The organism is Nocardia sp. CA-120079 (genome assembly GCF_050955745.1).
In the GTDB taxonomy this organism is placed as follows: domain Bacteria; phylum Actinomycetota; class Actinomycetes; order Mycobacteriales; family Mycobacteriaceae; genus Nocardia.
In genome coordinates, this window is the sequence record NZ_CP192088.1 from 4409008 (window position 1) to 4427827 (window position 18820).

15 protein-coding genes are annotated in these 18820 nt (G+C 66.9%); 5 read left to right on the top strand and 10 right to left on the bottom strand.

What is annotated here, in order from left to right; translation table 11 throughout:
- Positions 1–14: 14 nt before the first annotated feature.
- Positions 15–1166, bottom strand: coding sequence for an acyl-CoA dehydrogenase family protein (locus ACQPYR_RS20075; RefSeq protein ID WP_433634399.1), 1152 nt, complete (start codon positions 1164–1166; stop codon positions 15–17).
- A gap of 129 nt (positions 1167–1295) precedes the next feature.
- On the opposite strand from ACQPYR_RS20075, the gene ACQPYR_RS20080 reads away from it, so the two are divergent.
- A complete protein-coding gene (locus tag ACQPYR_RS20080; RefSeq protein WP_433634401.1) occupies positions 1296–1943 on the top strand; it encodes a TetR/AcrR family transcriptional regulator in 648 nt (215 codons plus the stop codon).
- On the opposite strand, the gene ACQPYR_RS20085 is transcribed toward ACQPYR_RS20080, so the two are convergent.
- The 3 genes from ACQPYR_RS20085 to ACQPYR_RS20095 form a co-directional block, all read right to left on the bottom strand.
- Positions 1940–2539, bottom strand: a complete 600-nt coding sequence (locus ACQPYR_RS20085) for an HAD family hydrolase (protein WP_433634403.1) — start codon at positions 2537–2539, stop codon at positions 1940–1942. The two genes, ACQPYR_RS20080 and ACQPYR_RS20085, sit on opposite strands and share 4 nt — an antisense overlap.
- A gap of 123 nt (positions 2540–2662) precedes the next feature.
- Positions 2663–3163: a universal stress protein gene (locus ACQPYR_RS20090; RefSeq protein ID WP_433634405.1), complete on the bottom strand. Its 501-nt coding sequence runs from the start codon at positions 3161–3163 to the stop codon at positions 2663–2665.
- A 4-nt stretch (positions 3164–3167) separates the two neighbouring features.
- Positions 3168–4415 (bottom strand): arsenic transporter, encoded by a 1248-nt coding sequence (locus ACQPYR_RS20095; protein ID WP_433634407.1) that lies wholly within the window; start codon positions 4413–4415, stop codon positions 3168–3170.
- Positions 4416–4701: 286 nt separating this feature from the next.
- Between ACQPYR_RS20095 and ACQPYR_RS20100 the strand changes: the two genes are divergently transcribed.
- Positions 4702–6795, top strand: coding sequence for a serine/threonine-protein kinase (locus ACQPYR_RS20100; RefSeq protein WP_433634409.1), 2094 nt, complete (start codon positions 4702–4704; stop codon positions 6793–6795).
- Here ACQPYR_RS20100 and ACQPYR_RS20105 read toward each other — a convergent pair.
- Positions 6792–7916: a BTAD domain-containing putative transcriptional regulator gene (locus tag ACQPYR_RS20105; protein WP_433634411.1), complete on the bottom strand. Its 1125-nt coding sequence runs from the start codon at positions 7914–7916 to the stop codon at positions 6792–6794. The genes ACQPYR_RS20100 and ACQPYR_RS20105 overlap by 4 nt on opposite strands.
- 171 nt (positions 7917–8087) lie before the next feature.
- On the opposite strand from ACQPYR_RS20105, the gene ACQPYR_RS20110 reads away from it, so the two are divergent.
- Positions 8088–9476, top strand: a complete 1389-nt coding sequence (locus tag ACQPYR_RS20110) for a phenylacetate--CoA ligase family protein (protein ID WP_433634413.1) — start codon at positions 8088–8090, stop codon at positions 9474–9476.
- A gap of 3 nt (positions 9477–9479) precedes the next feature.
- Here ACQPYR_RS20110 and ACQPYR_RS20115 read toward each other — a convergent pair whose 3' ends face one another.
- The 3 genes from ACQPYR_RS20115 to ACQPYR_RS20125 form a co-directional block, all read right to left on the bottom strand.
- Positions 9480–10520, bottom strand: coding sequence for a crotonase/enoyl-CoA hydratase family protein (locus tag ACQPYR_RS20115; protein ID WP_433634415.1), 1041 nt, complete (start codon positions 10518–10520; stop codon positions 9480–9482).
- A gap of 108 nt (positions 10521–10628) precedes the next feature.
- On the bottom strand, positions 10629–11042 hold the full coding sequence (locus ACQPYR_RS20120) for a YybH family protein (protein WP_433634417.1): 414 nt from the start codon (positions 11040–11042) through the stop codon (positions 10629–10631).
- Positions 11043–11181: 139 nt separating this feature from the next.
- Positions 11182–11472 (bottom strand): amino acid permease C-terminal domain-containing protein, encoded by a 291-nt coding sequence (locus ACQPYR_RS20125; RefSeq protein WP_433635192.1) that lies wholly within the window; start codon positions 11470–11472, stop codon positions 11182–11184.
- A gap of 324 nt (positions 11473–11796) precedes the next feature.
- On the opposite strand from ACQPYR_RS20125, the gene ACQPYR_RS20130 reads away from it, so the two are divergent.
- A complete protein-coding gene (locus ACQPYR_RS20130) occupies positions 11797–13314 on the top strand; it encodes a flavin-containing monooxygenase (RefSeq protein ID WP_433634419.1) in 1518 nt (505 codons plus the stop codon).
- Between the two features lie 21 nt (positions 13315–13335).
- On the opposite strand, the gene ACQPYR_RS20135 is transcribed toward ACQPYR_RS20130, so the two are convergent.
- Both ACQPYR_RS20135 and ACQPYR_RS20140 read right to left on the bottom strand, forming a co-directional pair.
- Positions 13336–14298, bottom strand: coding sequence for an NADP-dependent oxidoreductase (locus ACQPYR_RS20135; protein WP_433634421.1), 963 nt, complete (start codon positions 14296–14298; stop codon positions 13336–13338).
- 582 nt (positions 14299–14880) lie between these two features.
- Positions 14881–15492, bottom strand: coding sequence for a TetR/AcrR family transcriptional regulator (locus ACQPYR_RS20140; RefSeq protein ID WP_433634423.1), 612 nt, complete (start codon positions 15490–15492; stop codon positions 14881–14883).
- Positions 15493–15541: 49 nt separating this feature from the next.
- On the opposite strand from ACQPYR_RS20140, the gene ACQPYR_RS20145 reads away from it, so the two are divergent.
- On the top strand, positions 15542–18811 hold the full coding sequence (locus ACQPYR_RS20145; protein ID WP_433635193.1) for a carboxyl transferase domain-containing protein: 3270 nt from the start codon (positions 15542–15544) through the stop codon (positions 18809–18811).
- The last annotated feature ends 9 nt before the right edge of the window (positions 18812–18820 follow it).

Consider the following 18820-nt stretch of genomic DNA (forward strand, 5'->3'; position numbering starts at 1 on the left):
GTTTGATACGGCGGTCATCCGAATGCGCTGACTCCGGTCAGCGCACGACCGATCAGTAGCTTCTGGATCTGGCTCGTGCCTTCGTACAGGGTCATCACCTTGGCATCGCGCAGATATTTGCCGACCGGGAATTCGTCGATATAGCCATAACCGCCGAAGACCTGCAGCGCCCGATCGGCGGCCCGCACCGCGGCCTCACTCGCGAACAATTTGGCCTTCGACGACTCGACGGCGAATTCGGCACCCCGGTCGATCAGATCGGCCACCCGCCACACCAGCAGCCGGGCCGCATCGACATCGAGGGCGATATCGGCGAGCAACTCCTGCACCAGCTGATGCCCGGCGATCGGTTTGCCGAATTGTTCGCGCTCGGTGGCATATCCGACGGCGGCGTCCAAGCAGGCCTGCGCGATGCCGACACAACCGGCGGCCACCGACATCCTGCCCTTGGCGAGCGCCGCCATGGCGACGGTGAAACCCTTGCCCTCATTGTGCAATCGGGCGCAGTCGGGGACCCGGACACCGTCGAGTACGAGTTCCGCGGTGGCCTGACCGCGCAGTCCCAGCTTGCCGTGGATGGTGCGGGCGGTGAAGCCGGGGGAGTCGGTCGGGACCAGGAATGCGGTGATGCCGCGATGCCCTTCGCCGCCGGTGCGGGCAAAAATGAGGGCTACATCGGCCCAGGTGCCGTTGGTGATGAACATCTTGGTCCCGGACAACACCCAGTCGTCGCCGTCGCGGACCGCACGGGTGCGCAATCGCGCCGCATCGGAACCGGTCCCGGGTTCGGTGAGGCCGAAGCAACCGAGCGCGCCACCCGAGGTCAGGCGCGGCAGCCAGGTGCGTTTCTGCTCCTCGGTGCCGTAGTGGTTGATCGACTTGGCGACCAAACCCAAAGAGACCGAGACGATTCCGCGCACTGCGGAGTCGCCGCGCCCGAGTTCCTCGAGTACCAGACAGTAGGTGAGATGATCACCGCCGCTGCCGCCGTATTCCTCGGGAATGGTCAGACCCAGGAAACCGACTTCACCCAGTTCGGCCACGATCGCGGTATCGACGGATTCGGTCCGGTCCCACTCCGTCGCATGCGGCGCAATCTCGCGGTCGACGAATTCGGCGGCGAGGCGCTTGGCGGCGGCCTGTTCATCGGACAGTTCCAGGTTCATCGCGACTCCGGGCAAGAAAACTAACGGCGGAAGTTTCTCGTATGCTAACCACCGATAAACTAGCGATGCAAGTTTGATGTTGTGGGTACCCGCCGGTGTGACACTGGATCGATCGACCAGGAGGTTTTCGTGGGAAGGCCGCGCCACCCCTTGCTCAGCCGCGATCGCATCGTGTCGGCCGCGCTGGATCTGGTGGATGCCGAAGGACTGGAAGCGGTTTCGATGCGTCGACTCGCCGCCGAACTCGGCGTACAGGGCCCATCGCTCTACAACCATGTGGCGACCAAGGACGATCTGCTGGACGCGATGGTCGATGCCGTACTCGGCAAGATCGATCTGTCCATGTTCACCGATATCTCGGATTGGCGGGTGGCACTGCGCGATTGGGCCAGGTCGTATCGGGCGGCCCTGGCGGCGCATCCGAGGGTGGTGCCCGCGTTGCATCAGGGCATGGGCCGACGGCCGAATGCGTTGCGGCAGGCCGATGCGGTCTTCGGTGGTCTGGTGGCGGCGGGCTGGCCGCGCCGCGAGGCCACCCAGGTGGGTGCGCTCATGCGGTTCTTCGTCACCGGGTCGACGCTGGGATCGTTCGCCGGCGGGTTCCCGGAGGACGCGGCGGTCTATCGCGGAAATTATCCGCATCTGGACGAGGCGCATCTGCTGTCGGGGCGGCAACGCGCTATCGATGACGCAGCCTTCGAGACCGGGTTGCGCGCGTTGCTGGACGGGTTGTCGTTGCGGTTCGCGACAGTCGAGGGTGCGGCGGGCGGACGCTAGCGCGCGGCCAGCCAGTCCGGGAACTCGGTCAGCTCGTCGAGGACGAAATCCGCGCCCGCCGTGCGCAATTCGTCGGCATCGCAGGGTCCGGTGGTGACCCCGAGCGCAAAGACGTCCGCCGCCCGCGCCCCGCGCATATCGCCCTCGTGATCGCCGACGAACAGATCCGCGCCGTGCTCGCGCAATGCCGCCGCCTTCCCGTCCGACCACAGATCGCCGACCACCTCATCGATCTGCCAGCCGAGTTCGGCGACGTGCAGCCGGGCCAGCGGTTCGTGCTTACCGGTCACGATGAGCACCCGTCCGCCGCGCGCACGGACGGCATCCAATGCGGCATCGGCACCGGGCATGGCCGGAATGTAGGGCACGATCGACGGATAGATCTCGCGGTAGCGGGTCACGAGTGCCGGAATGAGTTCCTCGGGCGCACCGGCGTCTGCCAGCAGCATCGCCAGTGGCGGCCCGAGCCGGTCGGCCAGTTCGGCAGCACGCAACGGCAGACCGAACTCGGTGGTCAACTGCTCGATCGCCTTGCAAACACCCGGCCGGGAATCGATCAGCGTCATGTCGAGGTCGAAACCGACGGTCCAGGTCATCCCAGGACTCTATCGTCGGCACTCGATCGGCCGCGCGACAGCACCTGTGGCCGATGCAGTTCACCCGCGCCGTACGCGAGGCCACCATGGCGGCGCGGCGAGTGCGGAAACCGGTTGTGAGAGCTACTCGTGGTGAGGTGGGTGCGGTGGCGGGGAGGGGAGGGTGTCGATGCCGGGTGTCGTTGCGGGCCACACCAGCAACACCGGACAGGGGGCGTGGTCCACGACGAAGCGACTGGCGGGGCCGAGGCTGCGCGGCCCCAGGTGGGTGCGGTCGCCGTCGCGGGCAACGATGAGCAGGTCCGCCCCGTCGGCGGCAGCGACAACCTCACGCTCGATGCGCCCGGTCCGCGCGAGCTGGACGCAGGGTCGCCCCAGCCGGTCGGCGGCGGCGGCGAGGAGCCGACGAGCGGAGGCCGCGGCCAGGTTCGCCATACGGGCGCCGGGGTCGCGTTCGGGGTGGCCGCGTCCGAGCAGCCCGGCGAACGCGGCGTGCGCTGTGGCTGCGACTTCGTGGTCGGTGACGTGCAGCAGGACGATCTCGGCGTCGGCGGGGGTGTGGGCGCGGGCGGCATCGACGCAGGCGGGCCAGGTGCCCTCGGCGATCCAGACTACGACGGCCACGACCTCACCCTTCGAAGATGTGTAGCGATGCCCACAGTGCTATCACGGCCAGCGTCATCGCGGCGGGCACAACAAGTAATCCCAGCCGGGTGAATTCGCCCAGACTCACGTCGGTGTCGTGGTCGTGGACGATGCGCCGCCACAGCAGGGTGGCCAGCGATCCGGCGTAGGTGAGGTTGGGGCCGATGTTCACCCCGATCAACACCGCCAGCACCGCACCCGGTCCGGCCGCGGTGGTGAGCGGAAGCAGGACCAGGGTGGCGGGCAGGTTGTTGATGACGTTCGCCAGGACCGCGGCGACCGCCGCGATACCGAACAGGGTCGGCAGTGTCGTGCCGTGCGGGACGAGGTGCGCGAGCGCGGCGGCGAGCCCGTTGTCGACCACCGCGCGCACCACGATGCCCAGCGCCAGCACGAACACCAGAAAGCCCGGTGAGGCCGAGCGCACGATCCCGGCCGGGGTGGTTCGGTGCTGGATCATGGCTCGGACGGCGAGCACCGCGGCCCCGGCCAGTGCCGCCCAAGCCGGGTTCACCCCGAGCGCCGAGGTCGCCACGAACCCGGCGAGCGTGCCGGCGACGGTGGCCACTGCGAACAGCGCCACCCCATCCGGCGCCCCCTCGTCCGGCGCGGCCTGGGCGCCCGCGGCCAGGTCGGTGGCGAAGAACCGGCGCAGCACTACATATTCGACGACGATGGCCGCGAGCCAGGGCAGCGCCATCAGCGTGGCGAACCGGGTGAAGCTCAGCCCGCTGGCCGCGAAGGCGAGCAGGTTGGTGAGGTTGGACACCGGCAGCAGCAGCGAGGCGGTGTTCGACAGGTGGGTGCAGGCGTAGACGTGCGGTTTCGGGCGGGCACCGAGTCGGGCGGCAGTGGCGAACACCACCGGGGTCAGCAGGACCACCGTGGCGTCCAGGCTCAGGACCGCCGTGACCACCGACGCGATCGCGAACACCTGCACCAGCAGCCGCCGCGAGCGTCCCACCGCGCTGCGGGCCATCCAGGCCCCGCACGCCTGGAACAGGCCCTCGTCGGCACACAGCTGAGCCAGCACAAGCACCGCCGCCAGGAAACCGATCACCGGGCCCAGCCGTGCGGCCTCGGCCACCGCGTGACCGGGTGCGATCGCGCCGGTGACGATCACGATGACGGCGGCCGGGACCGCGAGCACCGCTTCCGGCCACCCCCATGGGCGGATCACCGCGCAGGCCAGCACCACCAGCAGCAGACCAGCCGACAGGGCCTCGGCCAACGACGTGTTCAGGGTCCACTCCTCGACGAGAACATCGACAACCGCTTCATCGAATCAGACCAGCGCGGCGGCAGCCCACGGCGGCACATCAACGGTGGCCGCCCAGGGGCGGGTCGGACGGCTGAGCGTGACTTTTCACGTCACTGGAGCTCACGTGCCGTTAACCAAACAGGGCACGGCGAAGATCAAACAGGGGGAACATTTCCGCAGGCGGCGCGAAAGGCAGGTCGCCGAGCTTACAGTTGACCGACAGCGAAGGGCTCCGGTCTGCATCGCGGAGGACGAGATGACGAGCCAGCGCCAGCCACCGACCGTGGGCTCGATATTCGGGCACTACCGGTTGGATCGGCTACTCGGGCGCGGAGGCATGGGCGAGGTCTTCGAGGCCTACGACATGCGCAAGCGCCGCAGTGTGGCGATCAAGGTGCTCCTCGAACGGCTTGCGCAGGACCAGGGGTACCGCGAGCGGTTCCAGCGCGAGGCCGACGCCGCCGCGCGACTGCGCGAACCGCACGTCATCCCGATTCATGATTACGGCGAGATCGACGGCCACCTTTACATCGATATGCGCCTGGTGGACGGTGTCAGCCTGCCGTCGGTGTTGCAGAGCAACGGGCCGATGCCTGCGCAGCAGGCGGTGGCGGTGATCCGCCAGATAGCGTCGGCATTGGATGCCGCGCACGCCGAAGGACTGGTCCATCGTGACGTGAAACCGGACAACATCCTGCTCACGCCGGAGGGTTTCGCCTATCTGGTCGACTTCGGTATCGCGCATTCCGATGCCGATCAGGGGCTGACGACCCACGGTGCGGTGATCGGTTCGTTCAGCTATATGGCGCCGGAACGGTTCCGTGCCGAGCACACCACGCCCGCGGTCGATGTCTACTCGCTGGCGTGCGTGCTCTACGAATGCCTCACCGGCGCACGGCCGTACGCCGGCACCACCGACGCCGAGATCATCAGCGCGCATCTGTTCGGGCCGGTGCCGCGACCGAGCACGAACCGGCCGGACGTGTCGCCGGCACTCGATACCGTCATCGAGCGCGGTATGGCCAAAAACGTGCGCGAGCGTTACCGGGCGGCGGGGGACCTCGCGCATGCGGCGGAGGCGGCGCTGAAGAGTGCAGGTGCGGTCACCGAGGGGCGCACGGCGGTGTCCGCGATCGGGATGCACGAGGAACGGACCTCGAAACATGGAGCCCGACAAGGCGGCTCGCCTGATTCCGCGACCAGTGACGAGCTGTTATCCGTTGCTCGGAAACCCGATACCGAGCAGCCCGGAGCCGAGACACGCGACACGCAGGGTGTCCCGGTGGCCGAACCGGGCCGCCGACGCCGCAGGCTGACCGCGCTCGTCCTGGCACTTGCCGCCGTGATCGCCGCCGGGGCCGGATTCGGAGCCTGGACCTTGCTCGGCGATCGCAAGGGCACCGCGGTCGCCGACGCCACCGCACTGCGCGACGCCGACATCGATCTGCTGAAGATCGTCGCCCAGACCGGCCGCAAACGATCCACCTGCCAGCACGAGCAGGCCGATACCTCCACCACCGTCGCGGTCATCTTCTGCCCGGACCACCCCGCGGCCAGTGAGTCGGCGGCCCGATACATGCGGTTCCGCAATCTCGACGCACTGCGCGACTACTACAACCTTCTGATCCGCACCTTCCAGGCCACCAACTGCCCGGGCGATCCCGCCGGGCCGGACGGCCCGGTGATGTACGAGGGCAAGGAGATCGGCCGCAAGGCGTGCCTCGCCAACCGCGCCGATGACCCCAACGCGCCGAAGCCATCCCTGCTGCTGACCGACGAGCCCCAGCTCGCACTGGCCTTCTTCATCTGGCCGTCGCCCAGCGACCAGCCGCTGCGCGACTACCTGTCCAAGTTCGCCGCCAGCCAGATCCTGACCGCCGAAGCCGCCCGTGACCCGGACTTTTTCACTCCCGAGGACCGCGTCGTCCTCGGGCATCTCGGCGATGCTTTCGGTCCGGCGAACTGTCGGCACTTGCCGCCGCCCGGCGGCACGGTGAACGCCGCCATCGCATGCAGTACCCCGTCCGACTATCCGTCCGCACAGTTCTTCGGATTACCGGACGCCCAGTCGGCAGACGCCTTGTACCGGGCCGACGTCGGGGTGCTCCGTGGACACGCCTGCGGTGGCGGGGGCGCCGACGAGGTATTGCGCAGTGGGGGCAAGGACATCGGCCGATTCTTCTGCTTCCTGGACGACGATCCGGATATCGGCACCCGGACCTGCCTGATCGCTGTGCACTCCGACGCCCACCTGATCGCCCAGTTCTGCACACTGGTGCCGGAAAACCCGCTCCCCGGACCGAAAACCGAAGCCCAACTGCGGGACTGGTTCGACAAGCACATCACCTAGTTGTGCGGCCGGACGCCGAAAGTGAATTCGGTATCGCCGATGCGGATCGTCACACCATCGGTGAGCGCGGCGCCGTCGATGACCCGAACCCCACCGACGAACACACCGTTGGAGGACAACAGATCCTTCAGCACGCACGTCACCCCATTGCTGACGATCACCGCGTGATGGCGGCTGACCTTGCCGTCGTCGAGCACGATGTCGTTATCGGGCAGTCGGCCGATGCGGGTGAACGGACCGGTGATCGGGAACGTCTGTCCGGTCGAATCCCGCAGGTACGCTTGGGATCCGGGCGCTATCAGGTCGACGACGGTGGTAGCGCGCAGTGCCGATGCGACGGCATCGGCGGGCGGGGTGAGCGGTTCCTGGCGCAGCATCTTGGCTTCGAGTTCGCGTATCGAGGCCACTGGATCGATGCCGAGTTCATCGGCGAGGGTCGCCCGCAATCGGCGCAGCGCCTCGAGTGCGTCGCTCTGTCGACCGCTCACGTACAGCGCGGTGATCAGCTGCTCCCACAGCGGTTCGCGCAGCGGATACCTGTCGGCCAGTTCGGCGAGCTCGGCGATCACGCCGTCGGCCCGGCCCTGCGCGATCTCGGCCTGGGCGCGGGCTTCGATGACGCCGATCCGTTCGTCGTCCAGGGCAGTGGCGAAGGCATCTGCGAATCCGAGGCCCTGCAGGTCCGCCAACGCGGTGCCGCGCCACTGAGCGAGGGCGCTGGAAAGTACCTCACCGGCCACCGAGAACCGGCCCGCGGCCATGGCCCGCAATCCGGATTCCTTGCGCGTACGGAACCGCTGGACATCGCAGCTGTCCGCGGGCACGGTGATCCGGTAGCCCGTGCCGGCGCGCGAAAGGATCGTGCGCGCGTCGAGTCCGGCATCCCGCAACGGCTTTCGCAGATTCGACACGATGGTGTGCAGGCTGATCCGGACATCCGGCGGCGGATTCTCCTCCCATACCGCCTGTGCCAGCGCCTCCGTCGACACCGGCCGGTTCGCATTGACCACCAGATACGCCAACACCGCACGCTGTTTGACACCGCCGAGAGGTTGCGCGACTCCATCGATCGTCAACTGCACCGGCCCGAGCACACCGAAACCCGCCCGCATTTCCGACATCCCCCAGTCCTCCCGTTCTCGAAACATCTATCGAGCGCCGCGACCCCGCCGTTTCCATCGTGGCAGCGGGTGCCGCGTTCGGGGACCGTGGAAGAAGTATCAGACGATCACGCATCTCGCGCATCCGACACCGGTAGCGTTGAAGCGGCGCACGGGGAGAGAGGTCGCCAGATGTCAGTCGATCCGGATCAGCACATTCTCGACTCGGTCGCGCGGACCGCGGCCACCGTGCCCGCGTATCGGGCATTTCTGGCCGCGCATGGCATCGACCCGGAGAAGATCACAGACGCCGCGGCCTTCCGACAGCTGCCGTTGACGACCAAGACGAATTACCACCACCGTTATCCGCTACCCGAGCGCTGCCGTGGCGGCGATCTCACCAACTGCGATCTGATCGCGGTGTCATCGGGATCGACCGGTACGCCGACCTTCTGGCCGCGCACCGCCGCGGACGAGGCGGCCTCCACCCGCCGGTTCGCGCAGGTGCTCGTCGACGGCTTCGGTGCCGCGACGACGCGCACCCTCGCGGTGGTGTGCTTCCCGCTGGGTACCTGGGTCGGCGGGCTGTACACGCTCTCCTGCCTGCGGGCATTGGCGGCGCAACTGCCGTTGACGATCGTCGCGCCGGGCAACAACAAGGCCGAGATCCTGCGGGTGATCCCGGAACTGGGCTCGCACGTCGATCAGGTTGTGCTGCTGGGATATCCGCCGTTCCTCAAAGACGTCATCGATACCGGACTGCGCGCGGGAGTCGAGTGGTCGGGTTACTCGGTGAAGCTCGTACTGGCCGGTGAGGTGATCAGTGAGCAGTGGCGCGATCTGATGGCACTGCGGACCGGGCTGGATCCGGTGCGGGATGTGGCCTCGCTGTACGGAACCGCAGACGGGGGAGTGCTCGGCAACGAGACGCCGTTGAGCGTGCGGATCCGGCGGTTTCTCGGCGAACATCGCGCCGGAGAAGAACTGTTCGGGAGTCGGCGATTGCCCACGCTGCTGCAATACGATCCGGCGGATCGGTATTTCGAATCCATCGACGGCACACTGGCATTCACCGCCGATTCCGGGGTACCGCTGATCCGCTATCACATCGCCGACGACGGTGGCGTGGTCGCGCACGCGGATATGCTCGCGTTCTGTGCCGCCCACGGCCTCGATCTCGGTGCTGAAACCGGACCCGAACTGCCATTCGTCTACGTCTTCGGGCGGTCGCTGCACGCGGTATCGATATTCGGGGCGAACGTCATTGCGGAGACGGTGACGGTCGGGCTGGAACAGCCCGGTGTCAGCGAATGGGTGACCGGGAAATTCGTCCTGGAGGTGTGGGAGACCGCCGATCAAGACCGGACACTGCGCGTCACCGTGGAACTGGTCCCCGACGAACCCAATACCCCCGAACGCACCCGACGCGTCGCAGAATCGATTCGTGACGAATTGCTGCGCCGCAATAGCGAATACGCGCATTACGTTCCGCCCGAACGTCAGCTGCCGCACGTCGAGCTGCGCCCCACCGGTGATCCGGACTACTTCCCGATCGGGGTGAAGCACCGCTATACACGCTGAGCGCTATTCCTCGGCGCGGAACTGGGCGCGCTTGTAGTCGCCATACGGTTCGTCGCGTTCGCGGACGGCCGCACGGAAACCGACGGTGGCCGAACGCAGTTGGAAGGCGTAACCCTCGCGCGTGTGCCGGGAGATCCCGTCGAATACCGTGCTGATCATCGCGGAATTCGTCACGCCCTGCGAATGCAGCGCCGAATTCAGCGCCAGTTTGGCCATCATCAGCTGGTTGACCGGCATGCGCGCGATACGTGCCACCAATGCCTCGGCGCGCTCGTCGAGCTCATCGGCCGGACACGATTCGACCGCGAGCCCCCACTCCTCGGCTTGCTTCCCGCTGATGCAGTCACCGGTGAACAGCAGCCGCTTGGCGCGCTGATCGCCCAGGCGATGCGCCCACATGCCCGCCGCCGGAATACCCCATACGCGGGTGGGCGGATAGCCGATTTTGGTGTCGTCGGCGCAGATGATCTGGTCGGAGTAGAGTGCGATATCGGTGCCGCCCGCGATGGCGAAGCCGTGCAGTTTCGCCACGGTCGGCTTATTCGCATTCATCAGGCTGGCGAAACCGCGGTTGAACCGGCTCATCATCGCGTAGTCGATCATCGGATCCCAAGTCCCCCAGGGATTGTGATTGACCGCCTGCACCACCGGATCGGCCACGGTGCCGGTGGTGTCGATAGACCCGTCGACACCGTGGCTGCCCTGTTCGGCGAACATATCCAGGTCGTAGCCGCCGCAGAAACCCTTGCCGCGCCCGGATACCAGGATGACGTGCACCCGCGGATCCAGATCGGCCCGCTCGACCGCGTGCGCGAGATCGATCGGGGTGTCCGGGGTGATCGTATTGCCCTTCTCCGGGCGGTTGAAGGTAATGCGCGCGATACGCCCGTCGCGCTCGTAGCTGAGCGTGCGGTACTCGCGTTCGCCGGCGGGCTCGGGCCGATCCCGCCACGGCGAATCGGGTACCTCCGTCCAGTTCTCGTACCAGGCCGCGGGGCGGGTGCCCGCATGGTTCGAAAAGGCTTCGCTATCAGGCTGATTCACGTGGAACTCCCGGTGCACTCGATGCCGTATTCGCGGCAACGGTGCACCACGCCACCGGCGGTCGCTGCATCGTTGCGCTCGATGCCACCGTAGCGAACCGGCTCGAGCTCAGGCCTCGGGTGCCGCGGTGTCGTCGGGGAAGGAGTGGTGTTCGTGCACCACGACCCAGCGTCCGTACTGCTTGCGCAGGCCGAAGGTGATCCGCAGGCGCTTGGCCGGATCGCGGGCGAACTCCTCCGCGGTGCCGCACAGCAGCAGCGCATGCGCGAATGCCACGTCTGCGCCCGCCTCTACCTCCAGCGAAACGATGTCGAAGGTCGCACCCGATGCCTGCCATTCGAAGAAACCGGGCCAGGTATCCCGATAGGCGTCGATGCCGCGCACACCTTCATTCGGCGGGGGCACATCGAACATCACGATATCGTCGGCATGATCGGTGACGACACCGGCCAGGTCGCCGGTATGCACCGCCGCTGCCCATCGCTCGATCAGTATTCGGATCTGCTTCTCGTCATCGGACATATCGGGTCGTCGTCCTCTCCGGCCCGGCCGCCGGGGTGTGCGCCGTGGCTCTTACCCAGAGAGCGTGCCGAATTCGCCTCTGAGACGCAATGACTCGGAATGCATTCGTGCAAGATCCCAATGGCGAATTTCGCGCCGGTTACCGCTCGGCAGAAACCGTTGAGTTAGTTATGGTCGGCGCGGCGATGGTAGAGCGTTTACGGCCGTAGCCCAGGTAGACCGCACTGCCGCCGAGCACCCAAACCGCGAAACACACCCAGGTCAGCCCGTCCAAAGTGGTTGCCAGCAGTACGCAGCCGATCAACGCGAGAATCGGCACCAGCGGCACCAACGGGGTGCGGAACGGCCGTTCCCGGTTCGGCTCGAGCTTTCGCAGCACCAGCACTCCGACACAAACAACCGCGAAAGCCGACAGCGCGCCGATATTCACCAATTCCACGACGATATCGATCGGCAGCAGACCGGCAATGGTCGAGCAGCGTCAGCCGGACCGGAGTGGCGCGCTTACCGGTTTCGGCGAGACCCCGCGGTAGCAGGCGGTCGCGGCACATCGCGAACATCAGCCGGACCATTGGGCAAGCGACACTTGGACGGTTGATCATCATGCAACGGTCGCGGCAGACGTCGAGAGAGGCCCACCGCCGGCGCATTCTCGAAGGCGGGCGGCTAGACGTTACTTGGGATAACAGGTAATGTGGGGGGGACGGTCGGGCAAGGGTGCTCGGGTGAGAGCAGAACGAAACGGATTACCTCAATGACGCGGCATGTCGACGTACTGATCATCGGCGCGGGCCTGTCCGGCATCGGGATGGCGTGCCATCTCACCCGCGAGCAGACCGGACGCAGCTATACGATCCTGGAACGCCGTACCGCCATCGGCGGGACCTGGGATCTGTTCCGGTACCCGGGCATCCGCTCCGACTCCGATATGTTGACCTTCGGCTTCGGCTTCCGTCCGTGGATCGGCACCAAGGTGCTCGCCGACGGACCGCACATCCGCCAGTACATCGAGGACACGGCCGCGGAATACGGCGTCACCGAGCACATTCGGTTCGGGCGCAAGATGACAAAGGCCAGCTGGTCGAGCGAAGCCGAGCTGTGGACCGTCGAGGCACTCGACGAGCAGACCGGCGAGACCGAGATCTACACCAGCAACTTCCTCGTCGGCTGCACCGGCTACTACGACTACGACAACGGGTACCGCCCGAACTTCCCGGGCGAGGCGGACTTCGGCGGGCAGATCGTGCACCCACAGCACTGGCCGGAAGATCTGGACTACCGCGGCAAACGCGTCGTGGTGATCGGCAGCGGCGCCACCGCGATCACGCTGGTTCCGGCGATGGCCGACGACACCGCGCACATCACCATGCTGCAGCGCTCGCCCACCTACATCACCGCACTGCCCGCCGATGACCCGGTCGCGGTCGGCATGAAGTACGCGCGGGTGCCGGAGAAGATCGCCTATCGGACCGGGAGGGCACGCAATATCGCCTTGCAGCGGGCCAGCTTCCAGCTCTCGCGCACCAATCCCGAGTTGTCGAAGAAGCTGCTGCTCGCCGCGGTGCGGATGCAACTCGGCAAGCAGATCGATATGCGGCATTTCACGCCGTCGTACAACCCGTGGGACCAGCGACTCTGCGTCGTCCCGAACGGTGACCTGTTCAAGGTGCTGCGCAGCGGTAAGGCATCGATCGTCACCGATCACATCGACCGCTTCACCGAAACCGGCGTTCGGCTCGCATCCGGGGAAGAACTACCCGCCGATATCGTCATCAGCGCAACCGGTCTCACCGTGCAGATCCTCGGCGGCGCGGCACTCGATGTGGACGGCGAGCCGGTGTCGACCCGCGAACATGTGGTCTACAAGGGCACCCTGCTCGACGGCATCCCCAACGCAATGCTGGTCCTCGGCTACACGAACGCATCGTGGACGCTGAAGGCGGATCTGGCCGCCGAATACTTCTGCCGCCTCCTCAACCACATGAAGGCCAACGGCTATACCAAGGTCGTCGCCATCGCCGAAGACGCCGACCGCTCCGATCAATCACTGATGGGCGGCGCCCTGACCTCCGGCTACATCCAACGCGGCGACGGCGTCATGCCCCGCCAAGGCGCCCGCGGGCCCTGGCAGGTCATCAACAACTACTTCCGCGATCGCGCGCTACTACGCAAGGCGCCGTTGGAGGACGGGGTACTCACCTTCGACGGCGCAGCAGGTGCCGCCCGGCCCGGCCGCAAGCCGAGAGGCCAGGCGCGCAAGCGGATCGCCTAGGCGCGGCCGGCCGAGGGCCGGTCAGGGGATCAGCACGAGCTTGCCGGGTGCGTGTCCGGCAATGCCGACCTCGTGGGCCTTCGCCGCCTCGGCGAGCGGGAACGTGGTATCGACGATGACGCGTAGCGCGCTGGACCCGGCGCGCTCGACGAGCCCACCGCGCGCGGCGTCGCGGACTTCGGTGCCCGCGTCCTGCCCCGGCCCGTAGCCGAGCAGCTTTATGCCGGCTTCGGCGCGTCGTGGCGACCCGGCGATCGAGGCGATCCGGGTGCGGTCGGCCACCAGCTCCAGCGAGACGTCGAGGGCCTCGTCGGTACCGGCGAAGTCGACTGCGGCGGTGATGCCCTGCGGTGCGGCGGCGCGCACCCGGTCGGCGAGTCCGGGGCCGTAGACAACGGGGATGGCGCCGAGCTCGCGCAACAGTGCGTGGTTGCGCTCGGCGGCGGTGGCGATCACCGTCGCACCCTGAGCGGTGGCCAGCTGCACGCCCAGCAGACCGACCCCGCCGGCTCCGCCGTGGACGAGTACCGTGTCGCCGCCACCCACGCCGGCCGCATGCAGTGCGTGGACGGCGGTGGTGCCGGTCAGCATCAGCGACCCTGCCTGGGCCCACCCGATCTCGGTGGGCTTGGCGAAGATCGAGGTGGCCGGGGCCGTGACGTAGTCGGCGTAGGCGGCCGTCACGGGGTACACGATGACCTCGTCGCCGACCTGCACACCGGTCACATCCGCACCTACCTCGGTGACGACGCCCGCGCACTCCAGGCCGATCGAGGGCATCGAGGCGGCGACCCCGGCGGCATCCTTGTGGTCGTCGTCGACGGCGTGGAAAGCCCCGCTGTAGAGCTTCCAGTCGATCGGGTTGACCCCCGCTGCCCGCACCTCGACGACCACGCCGTCGGCGGCCGCGCACGGAGTAGGCACCTCGGTCACGGCGAGCACATCGGGTGTGCCGTAGGCGGTCGGACGCACGATTCTGGGCATGACTGAGCTCCTGTCCTGGTGGGGTGGTAGTCGGCACTGCCCGGCGAAGGGGCGGCGCGACCGATCGGTCGTCTCGTCGTGAGCGGCACATCCGCTGCCGAGAACTCCTGAGATCAGTATTGATCCGCCAAGGCATGATTTCCAGTGCAATATCAGTAAGGAGTACTTGCGTTGCACGCAAGTGTGGCCATGGCTACGACGGCTTACAAGGAGAGTTCACAAGGACTCTTTGCACCTATCGACACGAGCGGGCGATGACTCGAATCCGGCCGTCGAGCGTTCGGACCGCCGTCCTCGCTGCACCTCGAACCGAACTCGGGCGCGTGGCCGCACTCCGTCAGCCGCGGCGGACGCCGGGTGCGGCCCCCGTGAGCCGACCTGCGCCAGTGAGTTGACCAGCGGCGCCGCCGCACTTGTTGGATTTTCGGCGATTACTACCGGGACCCCATTGCCGTCTAACCTGGTGGCGCGAGTCGATCCATGTGGACCAGGTTGAGCTCCAACGCGTTTCGGTAGCAATTCTCGCAGGGATCGCCGCGAAAGCTGTGGATCCGGCCGGCGGCGACGGCGCATCCGGGTGAATCAGGTTGGGGACAAGAGCGTTTCGGCGACGGTCCGCATGTGGGCCAGGTAGGTGGCGCGGGCGCGTGGGGTGTCATCCGCGCGGGTGAGGGTGCCGCGAGTCAGGGCGTAGCCGATGGTTTCGGCGACGATTCGCGGCGGGACGGTGGGGCAGATGCGGCCTGCGGTGTGCAGGCGTTCGAGGTAGCGGGTAAAGCGGCGGATGGGGCGTTCGGCGATTTCCTGGGCGAGTATGGCGACTCGGTCGTCGACGGCACCGCGTTCATCGATGAGCCGCAGCATGGGTCCGGCATTGCGGACCGCGGCGGCGAAGGAATCGATGGTGGCGGCCAGCATCACTCGGGGATCGCCGGGATCGATATCGGGTTCCTGGGCGTCGAGGAAATCGTCGCGGACCCGGGCGGCGAGGGCGAGGAAGATTTCGTCCTTGGAAGCGAAGTAGACATACATCGTCGCGCGGGAAACGCCTGCGGCGGTGGTGATATCGGCGACGGTGGTCTTGTCGTAGCCGCGCTCGGCGAAGACGTGGGCGGCGGCATCGAGCAGCGCGCGATGGCGGCCGGTATCGGATCGTTCCCGCGCCGCACGCACCGACCAGCCTGCCTGTGTCATGGATTCATCGTCGTTGACATTGACGTCAATGTCAACGCAGACTGTCGGCATGCATGTGGTGGTGGCGAACAGGGGTGAGGTGGCGGTCCGGGTGATCCGGACGGCGCGCGAGCGGAATCACTCCACCCTTGCGCTCTATACCGGTGCAGAGGCGACGGCCCTGCCGGTGCGTTTGGCTGATGACGCGGTCCAACTGCCTGGCATCGGCGCCGCCGCCTATCTCGACATCGCCGCTGTAGTCGCCGCGGCCAAGGGGGCAGGTGCCGATACACTGGTGCATCCCGGCTACGGGTTCCTCAGTGAGAGTGCCGATTTCGCGGCAGCATGCGCGGCCGCCGGTTTGGTATTCGTCGGGCCTTCACCCGAGGTGCTGCGCATTTTCGGCAATAAGCTGTCGGCACGCGAGGCCGCGCGACAGATCGGAGTCGCGGTCCTGCCCGCAACGTCCGTCGGTGCGGACCTGGCCGAAATTTCCGCGTTCTTCGCCGACCACCCGGGCGGTGTGATGCTGAAGGCCACAGCCGGTGGCGGCGGACGTGGCATGCGTGCGGTCCACACTGCGGACACACTCGCCGAATCACTCGAGCGCTGCCGAGCCGAAGCCCGCGCCGGTTTCGGCGATGACACCGTATATGCCGAAGCACTGGCCGCCGACGCGCGCCATATCGAGGTCCAGGTCATCGCGGACGGACGCCGAGCCATCACCCTCGGCGACCGCGACTGCAGCATCCAACGCCGCCACCAGAAACTGGTCGAAATCGCTCCGGCCCCGAATCTGCCTGCCGCCCTTCGAGAACGGCTCCACCGCGACGCCGTCCGCATAGCCGAATCGGTCTCCTGTCGCGGCGTGATCACCGTCGAATTCCTGGTCACCGCGACCGACGCCTGGTTCCTCGAGGTCAACCCGCGCCTCCAGGTCGAACACACCGTCACCGAGGCGGTAACCGGTGTGGACCTGGTAGCAGTCCAACTCGATCTCGCCCGCGGCGCTGCCCTGCACGACCTCGCTCTCGGCGACCTTGTGCCGGACATGACAGGTGGTGAGGTACGAGGGAATGGCATCGTGCGGGGGTTCGCGGTGCAGGCGCGCGTCAATGCCGAGCTGGTCACGGCGGGTGGGGAGGTTCTGCCGAGTACCGGTGTGCTGACGGAATTCGCCGCGCCGACCGGGGTGGGTGTTCGGGTGGATACCGCGGCGTTCACGGGTATGCGGCAGGGGGCCCAGTTCGATTCGTTGCTGGCGAAGGTTGTCGCACAGGGGCCAACGTATTCGGCTGCGGTGCGGCGGTGTTCGGATGCGTTGGCGGAAACCGTGGTTGCCGGTGTCGACACCAATACGAGTTTGCTGCGTGCGGTGTTGGATCAGCTCGCCGATGGGACCAGTGTTTCCACTTCCTGGTTCGAGGACCGTATCGGCGAATTTGCCCGTCGGGCAGGCGATTACACGCCTATTGCGGCCCGGCGCGCGGTCGACTCGGCGACAGCAGATCCTGCCCAGGTGTTCGCCGAGCACCGAAACCCCGCGGCCGCAGCCGATCTCCGGATAGCGCTCGAAGACGATGAGCAGGGTATGCGATCGCCGATGGGCGGTACCGTCGTGAGCTTGGCGGAGGCGGGCAGCATTGTTCCAGCGGGTGCGCAAGTCGTTGTGCTCGAGGCAATGAAGATGCAGCATGTGCTGCGGGCCGAGCAGCCGCTGCGGGTATCGCGCCACCTCGTGACACCGGGTGCGACGGTCGATCCGCATGCACTGCTATTGACCTGGTTCGCGACCGATCATGACGGTCCGGCCGCCGATATCGAGGCGATCGACCTGGATGCCGTGCGAGCCGATCTGGCTGAAGTGCGCGAGCGGCATCGAATCGGACTGGATCCGGGCCGTCCGGCCGCCGTCGGGAAAAGGCATAAGCTGGGCCGCCGTACCGCCCGGGAGAACATCGCCGACCTCGTCGACGAGGAAAGCTTCCTCGAATACGGTGCGCTCGCCGTCGCCGCACAGCGACTGCGCCGCAGCCCCGAAGATCTGATCGCCAACACGCCCGCGGACGGGCTGATCGGCGGCATCGCAACCATCAACGCCGACCGATTCGGCGCGCAAGTGGCGCGCGCACTGGTCATGTCCTACGACTACACCGTGCTGGCCGGCACCCAGGGCATGCGCAATCACGCCAAAACCGATCGCATGCTCGAACTGGCCCACGAACATCGCATACCCGTGGTGTTCTTCACCGAGGGCGGCGGCGGGCGACCGGGGGATACCGACTATTCGGGCATCTCGGGCCTCGACGTGACCACCTTTCGTGCAATGGGCGCACTGTCGGGTCGAGTCCCGTTGGTAGGCATCGCCTCCGGACGCTGCTTCGCGGGCAACGCGGCGCTGCTCGGCATGTGCGATGTGGTCATCGCGACCCCGGATGCCAATATCGGCATGGGCGGGCCGGCAATGATCGAGGGCGGCGGACTCGGGGTCTACGCACCCGAGGACATCGGCCCCATCGACGTCCAACGTCGTAACGGTGTCGTGCACATCGTTACCGCCGACGAGGCCGAGGCGGTCGCTGTGGCCCGTCGTTATCTCTCGTATTTCCAAGGGCCACTAGATGATTGGACCGCACCGGATCCGCGCATCGCCCGTCACGTGGTGCCCGAGAATCGGCTGCGCGCTTTCGATATCCGCGAAGTCATCGCCGCGGTAGCCGACGTCGACTCGGTCCTGGAACTGCGCAGGGACTGGGGCGTCGGTGTGGTCACCGCACTCATTCGCGTCGAAGGCCGTCCCTTCGGTCTCATCGCCAACGACTGCCACCACCTCGGCGGTGCGATCGATGCCTCCGCCGCCGACAAGCTCAGCGCATTCCTGCAACTCTGCGATGCCCACGGCCTGCCGATCGTATCCCTCTGCGACACACCGGGTTTCATGGTCGGTCCGGAGGCGGAGAAGGAAGCGACCGTCACCAAGTTCAGCAAGCTGTTCATCGACTCCGCCGCGCTCACCGTTGCATTGGGCACCGTCGTCATCCGCAAGGGCTATGGTCTCGGCGCACAGGCGATGGCCGCGGGCTCCTTCCGCGCCCCGCGTTTCGTAATCGCCTGGCCCACCGGCGAAATCGGCGGCATGGGCCTGGAGGGTGCGGTCCGCCTCGGCTTCGCCAAGGAACTCGCGGCCATCGAAGACCCCGATAAGCGCCAGGAAGCCTTCGACAACCTCGTACAGCTCGCCTATGCCAACGGCAAGGCTCTGACCGCCGCCACCGTCCTGGAACTCGACGACGTCATCGACCCGGCCGACACCCGGCGTTGGATCCGCACCCTGCGCTGAAGCCCGCGT

Bases quoted from the DNA above. Each gene is read 5' to 3' on its own strand.
- ACQPYR_RS20145 (WP_433635193.1), top strand. From the start codon at position 15,542: ATGCATGTGGTGGTGGCGAACAGGGGTGAGGTGGCGGTCCGGGTGATC.
- ACQPYR_RS20075 (WP_433634399.1), bottom strand. From the start codon at position 1,166: ATGAACCTGGAACTGTCCGATGAACAGGCCGCCGCCAAGCGCCTCGCC.
- ACQPYR_RS20130 (WP_433634419.1), top strand. From the start codon at position 11,797: ATGACGCGGCATGTCGACGTACTGATCATCGGCGCGGGCCTGTCCGGC.
- ACQPYR_RS20110 (WP_433634413.1), top strand. From the start codon at position 8,088: ATGTCAGTCGATCCGGATCAGCACATTCTCGACTCGGTCGCGCGGACC.
- ACQPYR_RS20120 (WP_433634417.1), bottom strand. From the start codon at position 11,042: ATGTCCGATGACGAGAAGCAGATCCGAATACTGATCGAGCGATGGGCA.
- ACQPYR_RS20140 (WP_433634423.1), bottom strand. From the start codon at position 15,492: ATGACACAGGCAGGCTGGTCGGTGCGTGCGGCGCGGGAACGATCCGAT.
- ACQPYR_RS20100 (WP_433634409.1), top strand. From the start codon at position 4,702: ATGACGAGCCAGCGCCAGCCACCGACCGTGGGCTCGATATTCGGGCAC.
- ACQPYR_RS20105 (WP_433634411.1), bottom strand. From the start codon at position 7,916: ATGTCGGAAATGCGGGCGGGTTTCGGTGTGCTCGGGCCGGTGCAGTTG.
- ACQPYR_RS20135 (WP_433634421.1), bottom strand. From the start codon at position 14,298: ATGCCCAGAATCGTGCGTCCGACCGCCTACGGCACACCCGATGTGCTC.
- ACQPYR_RS20085 (WP_433634403.1), bottom strand. From the start codon at position 2,539: ATGACCTGGACCGTCGGTTTCGACCTCGACATGACGCTGATCGATTCC.